11 protein-coding genes are annotated in these 15480 nt (G+C 70.6%); 6 read left to right on the forward strand and 5 right to left on the reverse strand.

The window, feature by feature from the left end; genetic code table 11:
- The first annotated feature begins 157 nt into the window (after positions 1 to 157).
- On the forward strand, positions 158 to 922 hold the full coding sequence (locus tag D7X12_RS13045) for an outer membrane protein (protein ID WP_244224523.1): 765 nt from the start codon (positions 158 to 160) through the stop codon (positions 920 to 922).
- Positions 923 to 941: 19 nt separating this feature from the next.
- Here the strand turns inward: D7X12_RS13045 and D7X12_RS13050 are convergent, their stop codons facing one another.
- Positions 942 to 1253, reverse strand: coding sequence for a hypothetical protein (locus tag D7X12_RS13050; protein ID WP_167509000.1), 312 nt, complete (start codon positions 1251 to 1253; stop codon positions 942 to 944).
- Positions 1254 to 1412: 159 nt separating this feature from the next.
- Here D7X12_RS13050 and D7X12_RS42890 point away from each other — a divergent pair, with 159 nt between their 5' ends.
- Positions 1413 to 3560: a DUF4082 domain-containing protein gene (locus D7X12_RS42890; RefSeq protein WP_244224524.1), complete on the forward strand. Its 2148-nt coding sequence runs from the start codon at positions 1413 to 1415 to the stop codon at positions 3558 to 3560.
- A gap of 38 nt (positions 3561 to 3598) precedes the next feature.
- On the opposite strand, the gene D7X12_RS13060 is transcribed toward D7X12_RS42890, so the two are convergent.
- Positions 3599 to 4588: a LysR family transcriptional regulator gene (locus tag D7X12_RS13060; RefSeq protein WP_244224525.1), complete on the reverse strand. Its 990-nt coding sequence runs from the start codon at positions 4586 to 4588 to the stop codon at positions 3599 to 3601.
- Between the two features lie 121 nt (positions 4589 to 4709).
- Here D7X12_RS13060 and D7X12_RS13065 point away from each other — a divergent pair, with 121 nt between their 5' ends.
- A complete protein-coding gene (locus D7X12_RS13065) occupies positions 4710 to 5975 on the forward strand; it encodes an MFS transporter (RefSeq protein WP_120625607.1) in 1266 nt (421 codons plus the stop codon).
- A 39-nt stretch (positions 5976 to 6014) separates the two neighbouring features.
- A complete protein-coding gene (locus tag D7X12_RS13070) occupies positions 6015 to 6752 on the forward strand; it encodes a class I SAM-dependent methyltransferase (RefSeq protein ID WP_120625608.1) in 738 nt (245 codons plus the stop codon).
- Between the two features lie 30 nt (positions 6753 to 6782).
- Here D7X12_RS13070 and D7X12_RS13075 read toward each other — a convergent pair whose 3' ends face one another.
- Together D7X12_RS13075 and D7X12_RS13080 are read right to left on the reverse strand one after the other, a co-directional pair.
- A complete protein-coding gene (locus D7X12_RS13075) occupies positions 6783 to 7883 on the reverse strand; it encodes a hypothetical protein (protein ID WP_120625609.1) in 1101 nt (366 codons plus the stop codon).
- 64 nt (positions 7884 to 7947) lie between these two features.
- Positions 7948 to 12105: an MG2 domain-containing protein gene (locus tag D7X12_RS13080; protein WP_208718992.1), complete on the reverse strand. Its 4158-nt coding sequence runs from the start codon at positions 12103 to 12105 to the stop codon at positions 7948 to 7950.
- Positions 12106 to 12277: 172 nt separating this feature from the next.
- Between D7X12_RS13080 and D7X12_RS13085 the strand changes: the two genes are divergently transcribed.
- Complete coding sequence (locus tag D7X12_RS13085) at positions 12278 to 14383, forward strand: alkaline phosphatase D family protein (RefSeq protein ID WP_244224526.1); 2106 nt, start codon at positions 12278 to 12280, stop codon at positions 14381 to 14383.
- Between the two features lie 19 nt (positions 14384 to 14402).
- On the opposite strand, the gene D7X12_RS13090 is transcribed toward D7X12_RS13085, so the two are convergent.
- Positions 14403 to 14735 carry a hypothetical protein gene (locus D7X12_RS13090; protein ID WP_147443631.1) on the reverse strand — a complete coding sequence of 111 codons (333 nt, stop codon included), beginning with the start codon at positions 14733 to 14735 and terminating at the stop codon, positions 14403 to 14405.
- Between the two features lie 72 nt (positions 14736 to 14807).
- Between D7X12_RS13090 and D7X12_RS42355 the strand changes: the two genes are divergently transcribed.
- The gene (locus D7X12_RS42355) at positions 14808 to 15017 is read left to right on the forward strand and encodes a hypothetical protein (protein ID WP_147443632.1); all 210 of its coding nucleotides are present in this window, start codon (positions 14808 to 14810) and stop codon (positions 15015 to 15017) included.
- The last annotated feature ends 463 nt before the right edge of the window (positions 15018 to 15480 follow it).

Genomic DNA, 15480 nt, shown 5'->3' on the forward strand with positions numbered 1-15480 from the left:
GTGCACATCGCATCTGCTCCCTGTGATGGAGGGCGACCTTCCAGGGAGACGGATGATGCACCAGGGTCCATTCGCAGCAGCGGTCGTGGCATGCCTCTTCGGGTTCATGGGTGTTGCTCGCGCGGACCCGGCGTCGCCCCGGAAGGAGGAGCCCCGCGTGGAACTGCGCGCGGTGGCGGAGCTGGGCTTCCTGGATGTGCTGTCGCACAGCCTGCGCCAGGGCAGCGAGGGCTCCATCTTCCGGTTCCCGGAGGACGGTGGGCAGGACAACCTCTACACCTTCGTGCGCCTGAGCGCGGAGCTGTCCCTGCGCGGGCGGCACACGGTGGTGTTCCTGGTGCAGCCCCTGGACATCCAGACGCAGGTGGTGCTGCGCCGGGACGTCACGCTGGACGGGCTCACCTTCCCGGAGGGCACAGCGCTGGACGTGCGCTACGCCTTCCCGTTCTACCGCGCCAGCTACCTCTATGACCTGCTGGCCGGCCCCGAGCGCGAGCTGTCGGTGGGCGCGTCCCTGCAGCTGCGCAACGCGACGTTCGTCTTCACGTCAGCGGACGGGACGCTGCGGCGGGCCAACCGGGACGTGGGGCCGGTGCCGCTGCTCAAGGTGCGCGCGAAGTGGGCGCTCGGTGAGAACTGGTGGGTGGGGTTGGAGGCGGACGGCGCCTATGCGCCGGTGGCGCTCATCAACGGCGACGACGATTCGGCCACGGTGGGAACGCTGCTGGACGCGAGCCTGCGCGGCGGCCTGCGGATCACCGACGAGGTCGACGTGTTCCTCAACCTGCGCTACCTGGGCGGCGGCGCGCGCGGCACGTCGGATGACAACGAGGAGGAGTTCACCGACGGCTTCACGAGCAACTGGCTCAACACCGCCACCGTGTCGCTGGGCTTCCAGTACCGGCTTCCGAGCGCGGACTGAAGAGGGGTCCTCCTGGTGACTAGGGCAGGGGCACGGGGCCCTGCCCGCCCTCCGCCTCGGTGATCAGCTCCTCCTGGACGACAGGCTGGACGCAGTGGACCAGGAGGACGCGCAGCGCGGTGTCGAGCGCGAACGAGACCTCCAGCCCCTCCACCGTCATGACGAAGCCGTCCTCGGTGCGCTGAAGGCGTGACAAAATCGGCTCCAGCGATACGGCGCTTCGCATCACGAGCGCGAAGTTCTCCAGATGGGTCTCCAGGTGGAGGCGGACCTCGCCCGGAAGCCGCTGGAGCTGCCGCTCTGCTCGCCGCGAGTAGAAGAGCCGGGACATGGATTGAGGCTAGGCATGCGCCCGGGGTCTGCCCGGGCCTCGGGAACGCACGGCCCCTGTCCAGGCAGGCAGGCGGCGAATAAAACAAGTCTTACCTGTAAAACATGCCATCCTGGGCACAGCTATTTCCCCTGCATCCGTTCCCCCAGGAGTAGTGACATGCCTTCCCCCCGATACAGGCCCCTCGGCCTGCTCTGGCTCCTTGCGCTGGGCTCCCTCCCGGCCTGCGTTGACGAAGGCCCCCCGGCCCCCACCGACCTGGGCGAGCTGACCCGGAGTGTCGACAACGAGGTCAGCATCTTCGGCGCGGGCACCCTTCCCGCGCTGAGCATGGACCCGGACGTCGCCTCCGTGGAGCTGGGCGTGAAGTTCCGCGCCAACGTCCCGGGCGTCGTCTCCGGCATCCGCTTCTACAAGGGCAGCGCCTCCAACGCGGGGCCCCATGTGGGGAGCCTCTGGAGCCGCACCGGGCAGCGGCTCGCGACGGTCACGTTCACCAACGAGACTGCCACCGGCTGGCAGACGGCGCGCTTCACCACGCCCGTGAGCATCACGGCCAACACCACCTACGTCGCGTCGTACCTGGCGCCAGCGGGACGCTATGCCTCCACCAGCGGCTTCTTCAACGGACAGGGCACGGCGAACGGTCCCCTGACGGCGCTGGCGTCGGGCGTGGATGGCGAGAACGGGGTGTATGTCTATGGCGGCGGCGGCTTCCCCACGCAGAGCTACAACCACAGCAACTACTTCGTGGACGTGCTCTTCACCTACAGCCCGGACACGAGCGCGCCCACCGCGCCGGGCACCCTCACCGCCACGGCGCCCTCGCCCGGAGCCATCCAGCTCTCCTGGGGCGCGGCCACCGACAACACGGGCGTGACGGGCTACCGCGTCTTTCGCGGGAGCACGCAGGTCGCGTCGGTCTCCGCCGGCACGCGGAGCTACCTGGACACCGGGCTCGCGCCCTCCACGCTCTACACGTACACGGTGAAGGCGCACGACGCGGCGGGCAACGTGGGCGCTGCCTCCAACGCAGCCTCGGCCACCACGCAGCCGCCTCCGGTGGGCGGCGGGCTGAGCCTGCCCCGCGTGCCCTGGGAGGGAGGCCCTCCGTTCTACGCCGCCTACCCGGCCATGGCGGGCACGCCCTGGCTGACGGAGGACTTCTTCCCCATCGCCTACTGGGGCGCGTACACGGACACGGAGTCGCGGATCATCACCGACAAGGCGCATGGCATCAATTCGTTCCTGGAGACGTATGCCGGCAATGCCTCATCGGCGGGCTGGATGCGCAAGCACGGCATCTGGAACCTCGCGGGCTCCGGCGCGGGCGGCGAGGCGGTGGGCGCCACCTTCCCCGACGAGGCGGACATGTGGGCGGGGCCGGGTTGGGATCCGTGGACCGGCAACTACGCCGGCTATGACGTCTGCCTCCCGGATGATCCGCGCCGCTGCGGCTTCACGGTCTACAACACCGAGTACCAGCGGCTGAACAACCCGTCCGCCTTCATCTACGCGAACGTCGGCAAGGGCGCCCTGATGTGGTGGGGGGACCGCGACCGGGAGATCGCCCTCAACGGCGCGGCCGGACCGGACAGCCGGGCGAACTGGCGGCTGGGCATGGTCACCGGCGACATCTACTTCTACACGGACGGCAACATCGGCGCGGAGGCCGTCAACTGGTTCGGCATCCCCGCGAGCGAGGTGCGGCGGGCCTCCAACTACGGCGAGGTCCTGATGAAGAACCTGCGGACCGCCTCCGGCGCGGGCAACAACGGCAACCCCCGCTCCGCGCTCGGCGTCGTCGTGGAGCTGGGCGGGCAGGCCACCGGCAGCGTCATCAATGCCAACCAGGTGGAGGGCGCCGTCTGGTCCACGCTCATCCATGAGGCGCGCGTGGTGGCGTACTTCTCCCACGCCTTCTCCGACACGACGGCGAACCCGTCCAGCTCGGACGTGCTCAATGACACCCGGCCCGCCTACCAGGCCACCCGCGACCGGGTGAAGGCCATCAACGCGAAGGTGCAGTCGCTGGCCCGGGTGCTGAACACGCAGTCCTACGCGTGGCAGTTCAACCCGAACCTGAGCACCATGCTCAAGTTCCGCGACGGCGCGGCGTATGTCTTCGCGATGCAGAAGCGGCAGTACACCAGCGGGACCTACACCTTCACCCTCCCCCTGGAGCTGCCCGCGAGCGGCACCATCGAGGTGGTTGGCGAGGGCCGCACCCTGCCCTACTCCGGCAGCAGGTTCACGGATGCGTTCGCCGCGGAGCACTCGCACCACGTCTACCGCATCGTGAAGTGAGTCCCCGGGCGGGGGCCTCCCGTGGGCCCCCGTCCCCTTCATCCGCGGCGCGTCGCCACCGCCAGGGCTGCCGGGATGGTCTCCCGCATCAACTCCACGAACCTGCGCAGCCTCGCCGGATGGAACCGCGCCTGCGGATAGAGCAGGTACATGGGCAGGGGCGCGGCCCGCCAGTGCGGCACCAGGTGCAGGAGCCGGCCCCGCGCGAGGTCCTCCTGCAACACCCAGGACGAGCCCACGCAGACGCCCAAGCCCTTCACCGCGGCGCTGCGCAGGGCGTAGAGGCTGTCCGTGCTCACGCGCGGCTGGAAGACGATGGGCTGGACCTCACCGGTCGCCACGTGGGTCAGCGAGAGTTCGTTGCGGTAGAACGTGCGCAATGACAGCCAGGGCAGCCGTGCCAGCTCGTCGGGATGGGTCGGCACCGGGACTCCCGCGAGCACCGACGGCGCGGCCACGACGATGCGCGGCACCTCCGCCACGCGGATCGCCACCACGCTGGGGTCATGCACCTCGCCAACGTGGATGGCGCAATCCATCCCATCCGCGATGAAGTCCACCGCCCGGTCGTGCAACAGCCATTCAACCGAGACCCGCGCGTGGCGGCGCAGGTATTCCGTCAGCGGCTCCACCAGCAGCTCCTGCCCGAACGCATGGGGCACCACGACGCGCAGCGTGCCCTCCGGTTCGTCGCTCGCGCCACGCAGGTCGGACTCGAGCAAGTCCCAACTGGCCAGCAACTCCTTCGCCCGCTCGTAGCAGCGCGCACCGTCTTCGGTGAGCTTCATCGCGTGGGTGGAGCGCTGCAGCAGCCGCAGCCCCAGCGAACGCTCCAGCGCCTGGAGCCGGCGGCTCACCGTCGGCTGCGTGGTGCCCAGCTGCGCGGCGGCGGAGGACAGGCTCCCCGCGTCCACGATGCGCAGGAAGGTCTGCATCAGCTCCAGCCGGTCGGCGGTGGCTGGCGCGGCAGGCGGGGGCATCCGCTTCGGGGAGACACGCGGCCGGGCCGGCTTCGAGATCTTGGGCATGAGGGCGTCCTCCAGGCGGGCTCATACGCGAGGCGTATATCCGCTGTGCGGAGCACGCTACTACCGAACCCCCTCCCTCTGGCGCACTGTCACTTCGACTCGCAGCGCCAGGGTGAACCCCATGTCCTTCATTCGTACCGTACATGCAACCGCCGGAAGCAGCCCCCTGCCCACGGCCGCCAGTCACGACAGCGGCAGCGAGCCCATGTCGAGCGGTCTGCGCCTGCTGCTGGCCTCGGGCGCCGGACTGTCGGTGGCGTCGATCTATTACAGCCAGCCGATGCTGGGGGTGATGGGGGCCAGCCTCGGCGCCTCCGACACCGCGGTGGGGCTCGTGCCCACGCTCACCCAGCTGGGCTACGCGCTGGGCATCCTGCTGCTGACGCCGCTGGGCGACCGCTTCGACCGGCGCCGCATCATCCTCCTCAAGGCCGCGCTGCTGAGCGTGGCGCTGCTGCTGGGCGGCCTTGCCCCGGACATCGGCCTGCTGCTGGGGGTGAGCTTCGCCGTGGGCCTGACGGCGACCCTGGCGCAGGACATCGTGCCGGCCGCAGCGACCCTGGCCCCCGAGCACGAGCGCGGCAAGGTGGTGGGCACGGTGATGACGGGCCTGCTGCTGGGCATCCTGCTCTCCCGCGTCATCAGCGGCGTGGTCGCCGAGCACTTCGGTTGGCGCGCCATGTACGGGCTCGCCGCCGCCAGCGTGGCCCTGGTGGGCGTGGCGGCCTGGCGCGGCCTGCCCCGCTTCCATCCGAGCAGCACGCTCTCGTACGGCGCCCTGCTCGGCTCACTCGCCAGCCTGTGGCGCAGGTACGGCGCCCTGCGCCGGGCGGCGCTGGCACAGGGGCTGGTGTCGGTGGGCTTCAGCGCGTTCTGGTCCACCCTCGCCGTGATGCTTCATGGCGCGCCGTTTCACCTGGGCAGCGCTGCGGCCGGTGCGTTCGGCCTGGCGGGCGCGGCGGGGGCGTTGGGTGCGCCGGTGGCGGGCCGCCTCTCGGATCGCTTCGGCCCTGAGGTGGTCACCCGCCTGGGCGCCGGACTGGCCGCCCTCTCCTTCGCCGCGATGCTCGCGGTGCCGTGGCTGGAGCCGAACGCCCGGCTGTGGCTGATTGGCGCCAGCGCGATCGGCTTCGATCTCGGGGCCCAGATGATGCTCGTGGCGCATCAGACGATGGTCTTCGGCATCGACCCCGCCGCACGCAGCCGGCTCAACGCGGTGCTGTTCGTCTGCATGTTCATCGGGATGGCCGTCGGGTCGGCGGGTGGCAGCCTCGTGCTGGCCCGGTGGGGATGGGCGGCGGTGACGCTGCTGGCGACCGCCTCCGCGCTGGCCGCGCTGCTGGTGCGCCTGTTTCCGGGAGGCAGAAGTCCCCTGCAAGTGCGATGACACGCTCCCCGAGCCCCTTGACTGGAAAGGTCGTGAGAGATGTCGGCACAGTATGATCAGATTGGAGAGAAGGTCGCAGGCTGGGACGTCCTGCCCGTGCGCTCGGAGTACATCGAGGGCCATACCTTCTTCAAAGCGCTCGGCTCCGTGGAGGGGCAGACCGTGCTGGACCTCGCGTGTGGCGACGGGCTGTACACGCGGCAGCTCAAGGCGCGAGGCGCCCACCGGGTGGTCGGCGTGGACATCTCGGAGGAGATGATTGGCGTCGCCCGGCGACAGGACGAGGCCGAACCGCTGGGCATCGAGTACCGCGTGTCGGACGTGGCCGACATGGCCCCGCTGGGTGCCTTTGATTGCGTGACGGCCGTCTATCTCCTGCACTACGCGCACTCGCCCGAACACCTGCTGCGGATGTGCCGGAACATCCATGCCCACGTGAAGCCCGGGGGCCGCTTCGTCACCTATGCGTTCAACCCCGGGTTCAGCGCGAAGGGGCCCAACAGCACCCGCTATGGCATCACGATGCTGGATTTCCCGGAGTCACCCCGGGAGGGACAGGAGATCTCCGCGGAGCTGCACACGAAGAGCCCCTTCACCATCCACTTCTCGTACTGGAGCCGGGCCACGCACGAGCAGGCGCTGCGCGAGGCGGGGTTCCAGAACCTCACGTGGATCCGCCCCGATTGCTCTCCCGAGGGCATCTCCCGGTACGGCCGGGAGTTCTGGCAGGACTACCTCGACAACCCTCACGGGGTAGCGCTGCGCTGCGAGCGGTGAGCCGGGCCGTGCGGGCCCGGCCCGGGAGGCTCAGGGGCAGAGCCGCTCGACCGACTTGATGCGCACCACTCCGTCGACGTTCGGGTCGTTGGTCTGGTCGCCGATGGCGATGGTGCCGGTGGCCGTGAAGTTGTTCCGCGTGAGCTTCGCGACGCCGTCGATGCTCACCGTCGCCACCTTCGCGGCATCCACCGCGAGTTCGTAGACATGATACGCGCCGTCGATCACCGGGAACGCCGCGGACTGCGTGTCGTCCGCCCAGCCGATCGCCGCGCTGTCGAGGTAGATCATCTGCGAGCGATCCGTTGCGTTGCCGAACGGCGGCGTGAAGCTCCCCATGAGGGTCGCGCCGCTGTCGAGCGAGTTGTGGGTGTTCACCGACTCGACCTGCATCGTCACCTGGAGCTTGAACGGCTTCGTTCCGTCGAACGCGTTCGCCCGCGTGATGAGCAGCTGCCCGCTCGTCCGCCCACCGGCGTTCGTCGACGTCGCGAGGCGGACATGGTCCGCGCCGTACGTGAGCGTGTTGGGCGCCTGCGTGACCGCCGTCCAGCCCTGCGCCGCGATGTCGGTGCCGCCGACCAGCAGCGGAACGCTCGCGCGCGCGGACCACGTCGACGTCGACGTCGCGGGCGCGCACACCTCGCAGGCGTTCGCCGGGTTCGGCTCCCCTGCGGCGTAGACCTTGCCGTCGATGAAGCACTTCGGGCTGCACGCGCCGGACACGCAGACCTGTCCCGGGCTGCACGACGTCCCGTCCGCGCGTTGCGTCCACGTGGTCGCGGACAGCAGCGGCAGGCACTGCTCGCACACGTTCGCCGCGTTCGCCGCCCCGGCGGTGACCTGCTGGCCGCCAATCTGACAGACCGAGAGGCAAGCACCGCCCTCACAGACCTGGCCCGTTGCGCAGGCCAGGTTGCAACCCCCGCAGTGGGCCGGGTCCGTCGCGGTGCTCACACAGGCTTCGCCGCACAGCGTGGAGCCGGCGCTGTCGCACGTCGGCGGCACGGACGCGTCGGGCACGGACGCGTCGGGTGTGTTGCCGGGGTCGGGGGGGGAGTTGTCGCCGCAAGCAGCGACAAGGCCGAGCACGACGAGGCAGGACAGGGCAGTCAATCGAAGGGAGGACATGGTGCCTGCCACCTTACGCCACCCCACACCCTCGCGACGTGTGGGTTGGGGCCGGGCTGAGGTGCTACGGCTTCGGGGCGATGGAGACCTTCACGCCCTCGCTCCACGTCTTGTGCTCGTCCGCGTAGTACAGGTACGCGCGGCTGGCCGGACCGGTGTACGTGCCGGGCACCGCGGCCACCAGGGACAGCGGCACGTTGATGCGCTTGTGGGGCTCCATGCCGCGCCAGTACAGGACGACGTCGCGCCCGAGCACCTCGTACGCGTCCACCACCTGCCGCTTCACCAGCTCCTTGAGCTGGTCATGCCGCACCTCCAGCCCGCCCGGCACGCCGAAGATGGCCACCGCCGTGGGCAGCCGCTGGCCCGTGCGGTTCACCATCACCACGCGCGCCTCGGTGGGCTCGCCCTCGGTGAGATCCTTCTTCGCCAGAGACACCTCCAGCGCCACCGACGTGTCCTTCGAGCTGTCCGGCACGAGCGCGCTGTAGGTGACCTCCACCGAGTACGGCAGCTCCGCCCCGCCCTCCATCCTCAGCTCCACGCGGCGCTCGCCCGCAGCCAGCAGCGCGCTCACGTCGGGCAGCTTGAGGGCCTCCTGGGTGGAGCCGTCGAAGCGCACGGGCTCGCCCACCGGACGGCCCTCCACGTACACGCGCACCAGGCCCGGGGTGAGCTTCGACGCGCGCGCCTTGTCGTAGGCGATGATGGCGCGCAGCGCGAGCACCGTGCTCTGCGTCGCCCCGTAGCGGCCTCCGTCGCTGGACTCCGCGAGGAACTTCATCGCGCGCTCCACGTTCCCCATGAAGGAGGGCTCGCGCATCCACGCCAGCGTCGCCAGCGCGGTGGTCTCGATGTTCAGCGTCTCCCCCGAGCTGCCCACGATGGACTGCGTCGCGCCGCCCACGACCCCGTCCTTCCCCTGCAGTGACGCGAGCCGGCCCATCAGCGCCCGCGCCTCGGCGGTGTCACCGGCGAGCGCCAGCGCATTGGCCGCCAACGCCACCACGTAGCTGTTGGTGCTCTTCGCCGCCGCGGCCTTCAGCGAAGCGACCTCGCGCGACAGCGCCTTCGCCTGGGAGACGGGATTGCTCGCGCTCTCCAGCAGCGTCCAGAGGATGTATGCATTCGACGTGTCCGCGTCCTCCACCCACACATGCAGCGCGCGGCGCTTGCGATTGAAGCCCCCCTGCCCGTCCCGCTGCTGGAGGAGCCACTCGCGCGTGCGCTCCAGCATCGCGGTGTCCACCTCACGCACCTGGCGCATGTCCGTGAAGTGCAGCAGGCCGAACGCGGTCAGCGCCTCATGGCCCGGGGCCTGCCCGAACCACTCGTAGCCCTTCTCGGACGTCTCGTAGCCCACCAGCCGCTGGTAGCCCCGCTCCAGCTTCTCTCGCGCGCTCGCCACCAGCTCGGGGCTCACGCCGGTGTGCGTCTGGAAGTACTGCTGCGCCATCGTCATCGGGTACGTCGTGGAGCTGGTCTGCTCGAAGCAGCCGGAGGGCTCCTGGATGAGGCGGGCCAGTGACTCCGTCATGTTGGCGAGCGGGCCCGGGTACACGGCGATGGACGTCCGCACGCTGCCGGGCACCACGCTCGCGGGGAGCACCACGCGGTGCTCCGCCGGCCCCTTCGCGGACAGCAGCCCGCCGAAGGACACGCGGCCCGGGAAGCCCCGGGGCTTGATGGACAGCGTGCGGGTGACGACGTCCGTGTACTCGCCCGCGCTTGCCGTGAGCTTCACGTCCACCGGCCGCGCCTCCTGGCCGATCTCCAGCGAGAAGAGCTGACGGGCCCGCGCCTGCGAGGCCAGGTCCAGCTTTCCGCTGCCGGTGACCTTCACGTCCCCCTTCAGCTCCACCTTCACCCCTGCCCCGGCGAGCCTTCCCTCCGTCCCGTTCACCAGCGCCACCGGCAGCCGCACCACGTCTCCCGACGTCACCTCGAGGGGCAGCTTGGGCTCCGCGTAGAACGGCTGCACCGACTCCAGCTCCGCCACCGCCGAGCCGAGCGCGCCGTCCGCGCCCACCGCGCCCGCGAACGCCTTGAACGTCGTCACCGAGTCGCTCATCGCGAAGGACACCCGCGCCTCGCCGGTGCGAGCATCCGTGCGCACCCCGGCGTTCCAGTAGAGCGTCTCCGCGAAGTCGACCCGGTCCCCTGGCTTGCGGTTCGGCCGCACCGTGTGCGCGAACTCGCGGAAGTAGACCTGCGGCGCCCTGATGCGCCTCCTCTCCAGCATGTTCATGTCCCGCTTCGCGCCCCGGGGCGCCTCGTCCATCGGCGCCTCCTCCTCCTTCGCCTCCGCCCGGAGCACGGGGCCCGGGGCCATGGGAGCCTCGGCCGGTGGCACGGGAGCCGCCGCCGCGGCGAGGGCCACTCCGGGGACCACACCGCCCATGAGCAGGCCTGCCCCCTCGTCGGCGTCCTCCGCCTCCGCGAGCATGGCTTCCTGCTCCCTCATCGGCTGCGCCATCCCGGACGCGAGCTTCCGGTCATCGAAGGCATCGCCCCGCCCGCTCTTGCGGGTGGTCGGCCGGGGCTTGAGGACGGGCTCCTGCGGCCAGCGCACCGCGAGCACGCGCATCGCCGCGTCGCCGTGCCGGGCGAGGAAGCCCTGCGTGTCGGTCAGCGCGAAGCGCCGCCAGCCCTGCGTCCCCAGCAGCAGGTCCACCGCCAGCTTCGACTTCGGATGCTTCGCGTCGAGGTAGAGCTGCGAATCAGCCAGCTCCTTCACCTCGGGCTCCAGCAGCACCATGACCGGGAGCTGCGGCGCCTGGTCGCGCTTCTCCTGGAGCTCCAGCACCGCGTCATCCGTGACGGTGAGCATCACCAGCGCGGAGACCGGCCGGCCGTCGCGCGTCGTCCGGGCCGTGAGCTGCACCGGGCCACCGGGCACGTAGCGCGTGCGGTCCGCCTTCAGCTCGACCGTCACCGCCTTCGAGGGCTGGCGGAACACCAGCCGCTCCGCGACGGGCCGCCCGTCGTGGTCCCACACCGTGGCGACGAGCACGCCGTCCGCCTCGCCCGGATCCAGTGTCACCGGCCCGCCCTGCGTGTCCCCGAGCACCGCCGAGGCGACGCGCACCTCGCGCTGGCTCAGCGTCACCGTCGCGCGGCCCACGCCTGACAGGCCCACGGCGAGCTGCACCATCCGGCCGGCGGGCACCACGTCCTCGCGCACGCGGAGGACGGCGCCCCTCGGCTTCACCTCCGGCAACGGGAAGCTCTTCTTGATGCCCGAGGGCGCGTCGATGCGCAGCGCGTACCGCACCCCCGCCTGCGGGGTCAGCTCGAAGCGGCCACGGCCTTCGTGCTCCGAGCGCACGGTGGCGACGACCCGGCCGGTGCCCACCTCCACCACGCGGCCCACCAGGTCCGCGGGCTTGCGCGCGGGCGTGCGCGCCTCGAAGTAGACGCGCGAGGCGAGCCCCGCGACGAGGTCGCCGCCCTCCGGGTACAGGGTGAGGTCCAGCGTCTGGAGGAGGATGGGGATCGTCTTCGCCGCCGACTCCACGACGCCCCCGTCCTCGATGGTGAAGGCCAGCGTGCCCTCGCCGCGCTCCATCGCCGCCGGCAGCGGGAAGCGCACGGTGCAGCGCCCCTTCCCGTCCACCGTGCACGGCACCTGCGCGACGGTGGCGCCGTCGACGAGCGCGGTGGCCGTCACCTTCGCGCCCTCGGGCACGCCGCCCTCCGCGCGCTTCACGTCCAGGGTGGCGGTGACGGTGTCACCCGGCCCGTAGCCATCCCGGAGGAATTGAATCTGCGACTTGAGCCGGGGGGCCCGGTAGGCGCGCACGTCGAACTTCCGCTCCGCGGGGGCCGCGCCCGTCCACGGGTAGGTGACGCGCAGGGTGTACTCGCCGCCGGGCTGCCCCGCGGGGATGGGCCAGGCGTATCCCCAGACAGCGTCCGCCGTGGACACCGCCTGGGTGGTGACGATGTCCCCCTTGGGTCCCCGCACCTCCAGCCGGGCCTGGAGCGCCCCCGCGAACGGCTTGCGGCTCAGGGCCTCCAGCACCAGGCCCCGCGCCAGCACCTGCTCCCCGGGGCGGTAGAGCGGCTTGTCGGTGGTGACATGGGTCAGGTACCGGTTCGCGCCGCCCAGGGAGCGCGTGGTGGCCCGGGCCGCGAAGACGTGGGGCGACAGCAGCGCGAGGAGGCCGGCGAGCCCCAGGGTCAGGAGAGCGCGCAGGGAACGCGGGACGTGGAAGGTCATGGGTTCACTCAACGGACGAGCGTGCCAGAAGTTCTGATGTCCTCCATCCCTCGAAGGCCCCATGGCGCGCTGTTCGCAGGAGACATCTGCCCCGCCGTCCGATGCCGCGCCTACCGGGTTGCGTTAGCCCCGCCCTCCCCGGGCCAGCATGCCCGCACGCGGAGGAGCACCCGTGTCCCAGCCCCTGCACCGTAGGACCGTCCTCAAGTGCATCGTCGCCGTCGCGGCGAGCACGGCCTCTGGCTGCCACGATGACGACGACGGGCCCCCGACCGAGGACCGGCAGCGCTTCCCGCAGTCCGTGGCCTCGGGGGACCCGCGCCCGGACCGCGTGGTGCTGTGGACGCGCGCGGTGGACCCCGCGAATGCGGACGCGGACGTCGAACTCACGCTGCAGGTGGCGAGGAGCGCGGACTTCCGCACGCTCGTCCTGGAGCGCAAGGGCCTGCGTGCGCTGGCCGAGGATGACCACACCCTGCGCGTGCAGGTGACGAACCTCGCGCCGCGCACCGTCTACTTCTACCGGTTCGTGGTGGACGGTCAGAAGCACGAGCGCTTCTCGTCGCCCGTGGGACGCACGCGCACCGCGCCCTCGGACGACGCGGACGTGCCCGCGCGCTTCGTGGTGGCGAACTGCCAGGACTTCCTCGGGCGCTACTACAACGCGTGGCAGCGGCTGCTGCAGCTGGACGAGGACCTGGATTGCGTGGTGTTCCTCGGCGACTACATCTACGAGACGGTGCTCACGGATGCCGGGGCGGACCCGCGCTCCATCTCCTTCGGGGATCCGGGCTCCGCGCTGCCGCTGCCCACGGCGGCGGGAGGACCGAGGCTCGCCGCGCAGTCGGTGTCCAACTACCGCGATATCTACCGCGCCATCCGCTCCGACCCGCTCCTCCAGCAGGTCCACGAGCGCTACCCCTTCATCGTCGTCTGGGACGACCACGAGTTCTCCGATGACTGCTGGGACGCGCACGCCAACTACACGGACGGTCGCATGGATGAGTTCGAACCGGAGCGCAGGCGCAACGCGGAGCAGGCCTTCTTCGAGTACCAGCCCCTGGACGTGACGGCCGCGCCCGCGGGCCCCGTCGGGGTGGACTCGATTCCGCGCTACCCGGATGCGCGCATCTGGAGGGACCTGTCCTTCGGGCGCCACCTGCGGCTGCTCGTGACGGACTACCGCAGCTACCGTCCGGACCACCTCATCCCCGAGGACGCCTGGCCGGGGGCGGTGGTGATGGACGCGGCGGTGTTGCTGTCACTCGGACTGACGGCGGCGTTCGCCGCGGACACGTTCGCGTATGTGGACATCGACGCGGCGCAGAACGCGCCGCAGAAGGTGATCCTGCGGGCCGCGTATGTGCAGCTCGCGGTGGGCGCGGGGCTGTCGCTGGCGGACGCGATCGCTCGCGCGGAGGCAACGGTGCGAGGCAATGTCGCGCTCGCCTATGCGAACGCGGTGCTGACGCAGGCCGGGGCGCCGCCCCTGGATCCCACGGGCAAGCCGCGAGGGATCGCCTTCGTGCACCTGGGCAAGACGGACCTGTTCTCCCGCCTGGGCGCCCGCTACGTCGTCATCAAGGACACCTTCGACATCTACGCGGCGTGGCGCTTCGGGGTGACGGGCGGGGCCTCGGAGGACGCGCTGGGGCAGGCGCAGGAGCAGTGGCTCCTGGCGGCGGCGCGAGAGCCCGGAACCTGGAAGGTGGTGGTCAGCTCGGTGTCGCCCACGGCGATGATCTGGGACCTGTCCAACAAGGCGGACGTGCCCGCGCAGGTGCGCAACCGGTACGCCTTCGACGTGGACCAGTGGGATGGCTTCCCGGACCGCAAGCGCCAGTTGCTGGAAGGGCTGCGGACCGCGGCGAACGAGCGCGTGGTGTTCGTCGCGGGGGACATCCACGCGTCGTTCGCGTCGGTGGAGCTGGGGGTCGCGGCGGTGACGGCGCCGGCCGTCTCCTCGTCATCCATCCAGGAGGAGGCGGCCGGCGCGGTGACGGCGGCGGGCTTCCCCCCCGGCTCGGCGGTCTACCGCTACGTCGTCACCGAGCAGGAGGCCACGCTGCGCGAGGGCAACCCGGGCATCGCCTTCGTGGACACGGACTCGCACGGCTTCACGGTGGTGGAGGTGGGGCCGGAGGCGGTGCGCGCGGCGTATCACCTCATCCCCAGCAGCGAGGTGCGCACGGACTACTCCGCCCGCCCCGAAGACCTGGCGGCCCGCTTCACCCGGAGGGACTTCCGCATCACGCCCGGGGTCATCTCCGCGGTGTGACCGGTGAGCGATTCGAGCCCTATTCGCAGGGACGCACGGGCTTCCCGTGGCTCACCCTCAGTTCGGAGGGATCGCGCGTCCAGGCGAGGTAGAGGTCCCCGTACGGAGCCAGGCCCGCGGCAGGGCAGCCCGCCCCCGGGTCGATGACGTCCACCACGCTCGGAGCGCCGAACGTGCGTCCGCCGTCGTCCGACAGCGACACCTCCGTCACCCAGTCACGTTCGAAGGAGTGGCCGCGAGAGCGCACGAGCGCCACCCTCCCCGAGGGAGCACTGACGAGTCGCGAGCAGGCCTGGGCCTCGTCCGGGGCGGTGAGCTGCACCGGCTCCCCCAATTCACCAGAGTCGGGCATGAAGCTGCGCACCCAGCTCGGGCGCGCGGTGAAGGCAAATCCTTCCTCCCACACCACGAGCACGCGCCCCGCATGGTTGTCCACGAGCCTCGGACACCAGAGCTGCTTCCCTGCCCCGACCTTCACCGGCTCGCGGAAGCTCAGCCCGTTGTCCTCCGAGACGGCGACGAACAGTTCGTCCCCATTCTGGGCAAGGCTCTGCTGCCACGCGACGACGAGGCGTCCGTCGACGTAGAGGGCGTCCGGGCATTGCGCGCTGGAATCAATGAGGGAGAGCGGTGAGTGTCACAGTAGTTGTCGCGTGAAACATGTCACGCAGCAGCGTTCATCGGCTCTTCGTGTGGGTCGGCCACGAACCGTACCTTGCAGGGGGGCGTATCGCTTCAGCCTGCAGAGCCATGCTGGAAATCTCCATCCCCAAGTCTATTTGGGAGATCCCTCTTCGCCCCGGCGTCGCTCCTCCCCTCCTAATTCACGCCTCGGGCAATCCGGTCGTGGTCCAGAGCGAGCCGAACAGCTTGAGGACGGCGTGGGGGTCTCGAGCCACATCAGCGTGTCTTGGGACTCGGCAGCCCCATGGGCGAAGGGCCTTGCGGGTCGTCCCGCTCACGTATTTAACACTACTGTGTCAGGGGGCAGCGAAGGGGAGCGAGCCGTTGAGGGCTGTGCGCTCTGGCCGCCATTGCGTTGTCGTCGCGGCGCCCTACTCATGAAGTAGGTATGGACTCCTTCATGAACGCCGCTG

This window comes from Corallococcus sicarius (assembly GCF_003611735.1).
Lineage (GTDB): Bacteria > Myxococcota > Myxococcia > Myxococcales > Myxococcaceae > Corallococcus > Corallococcus sicarius.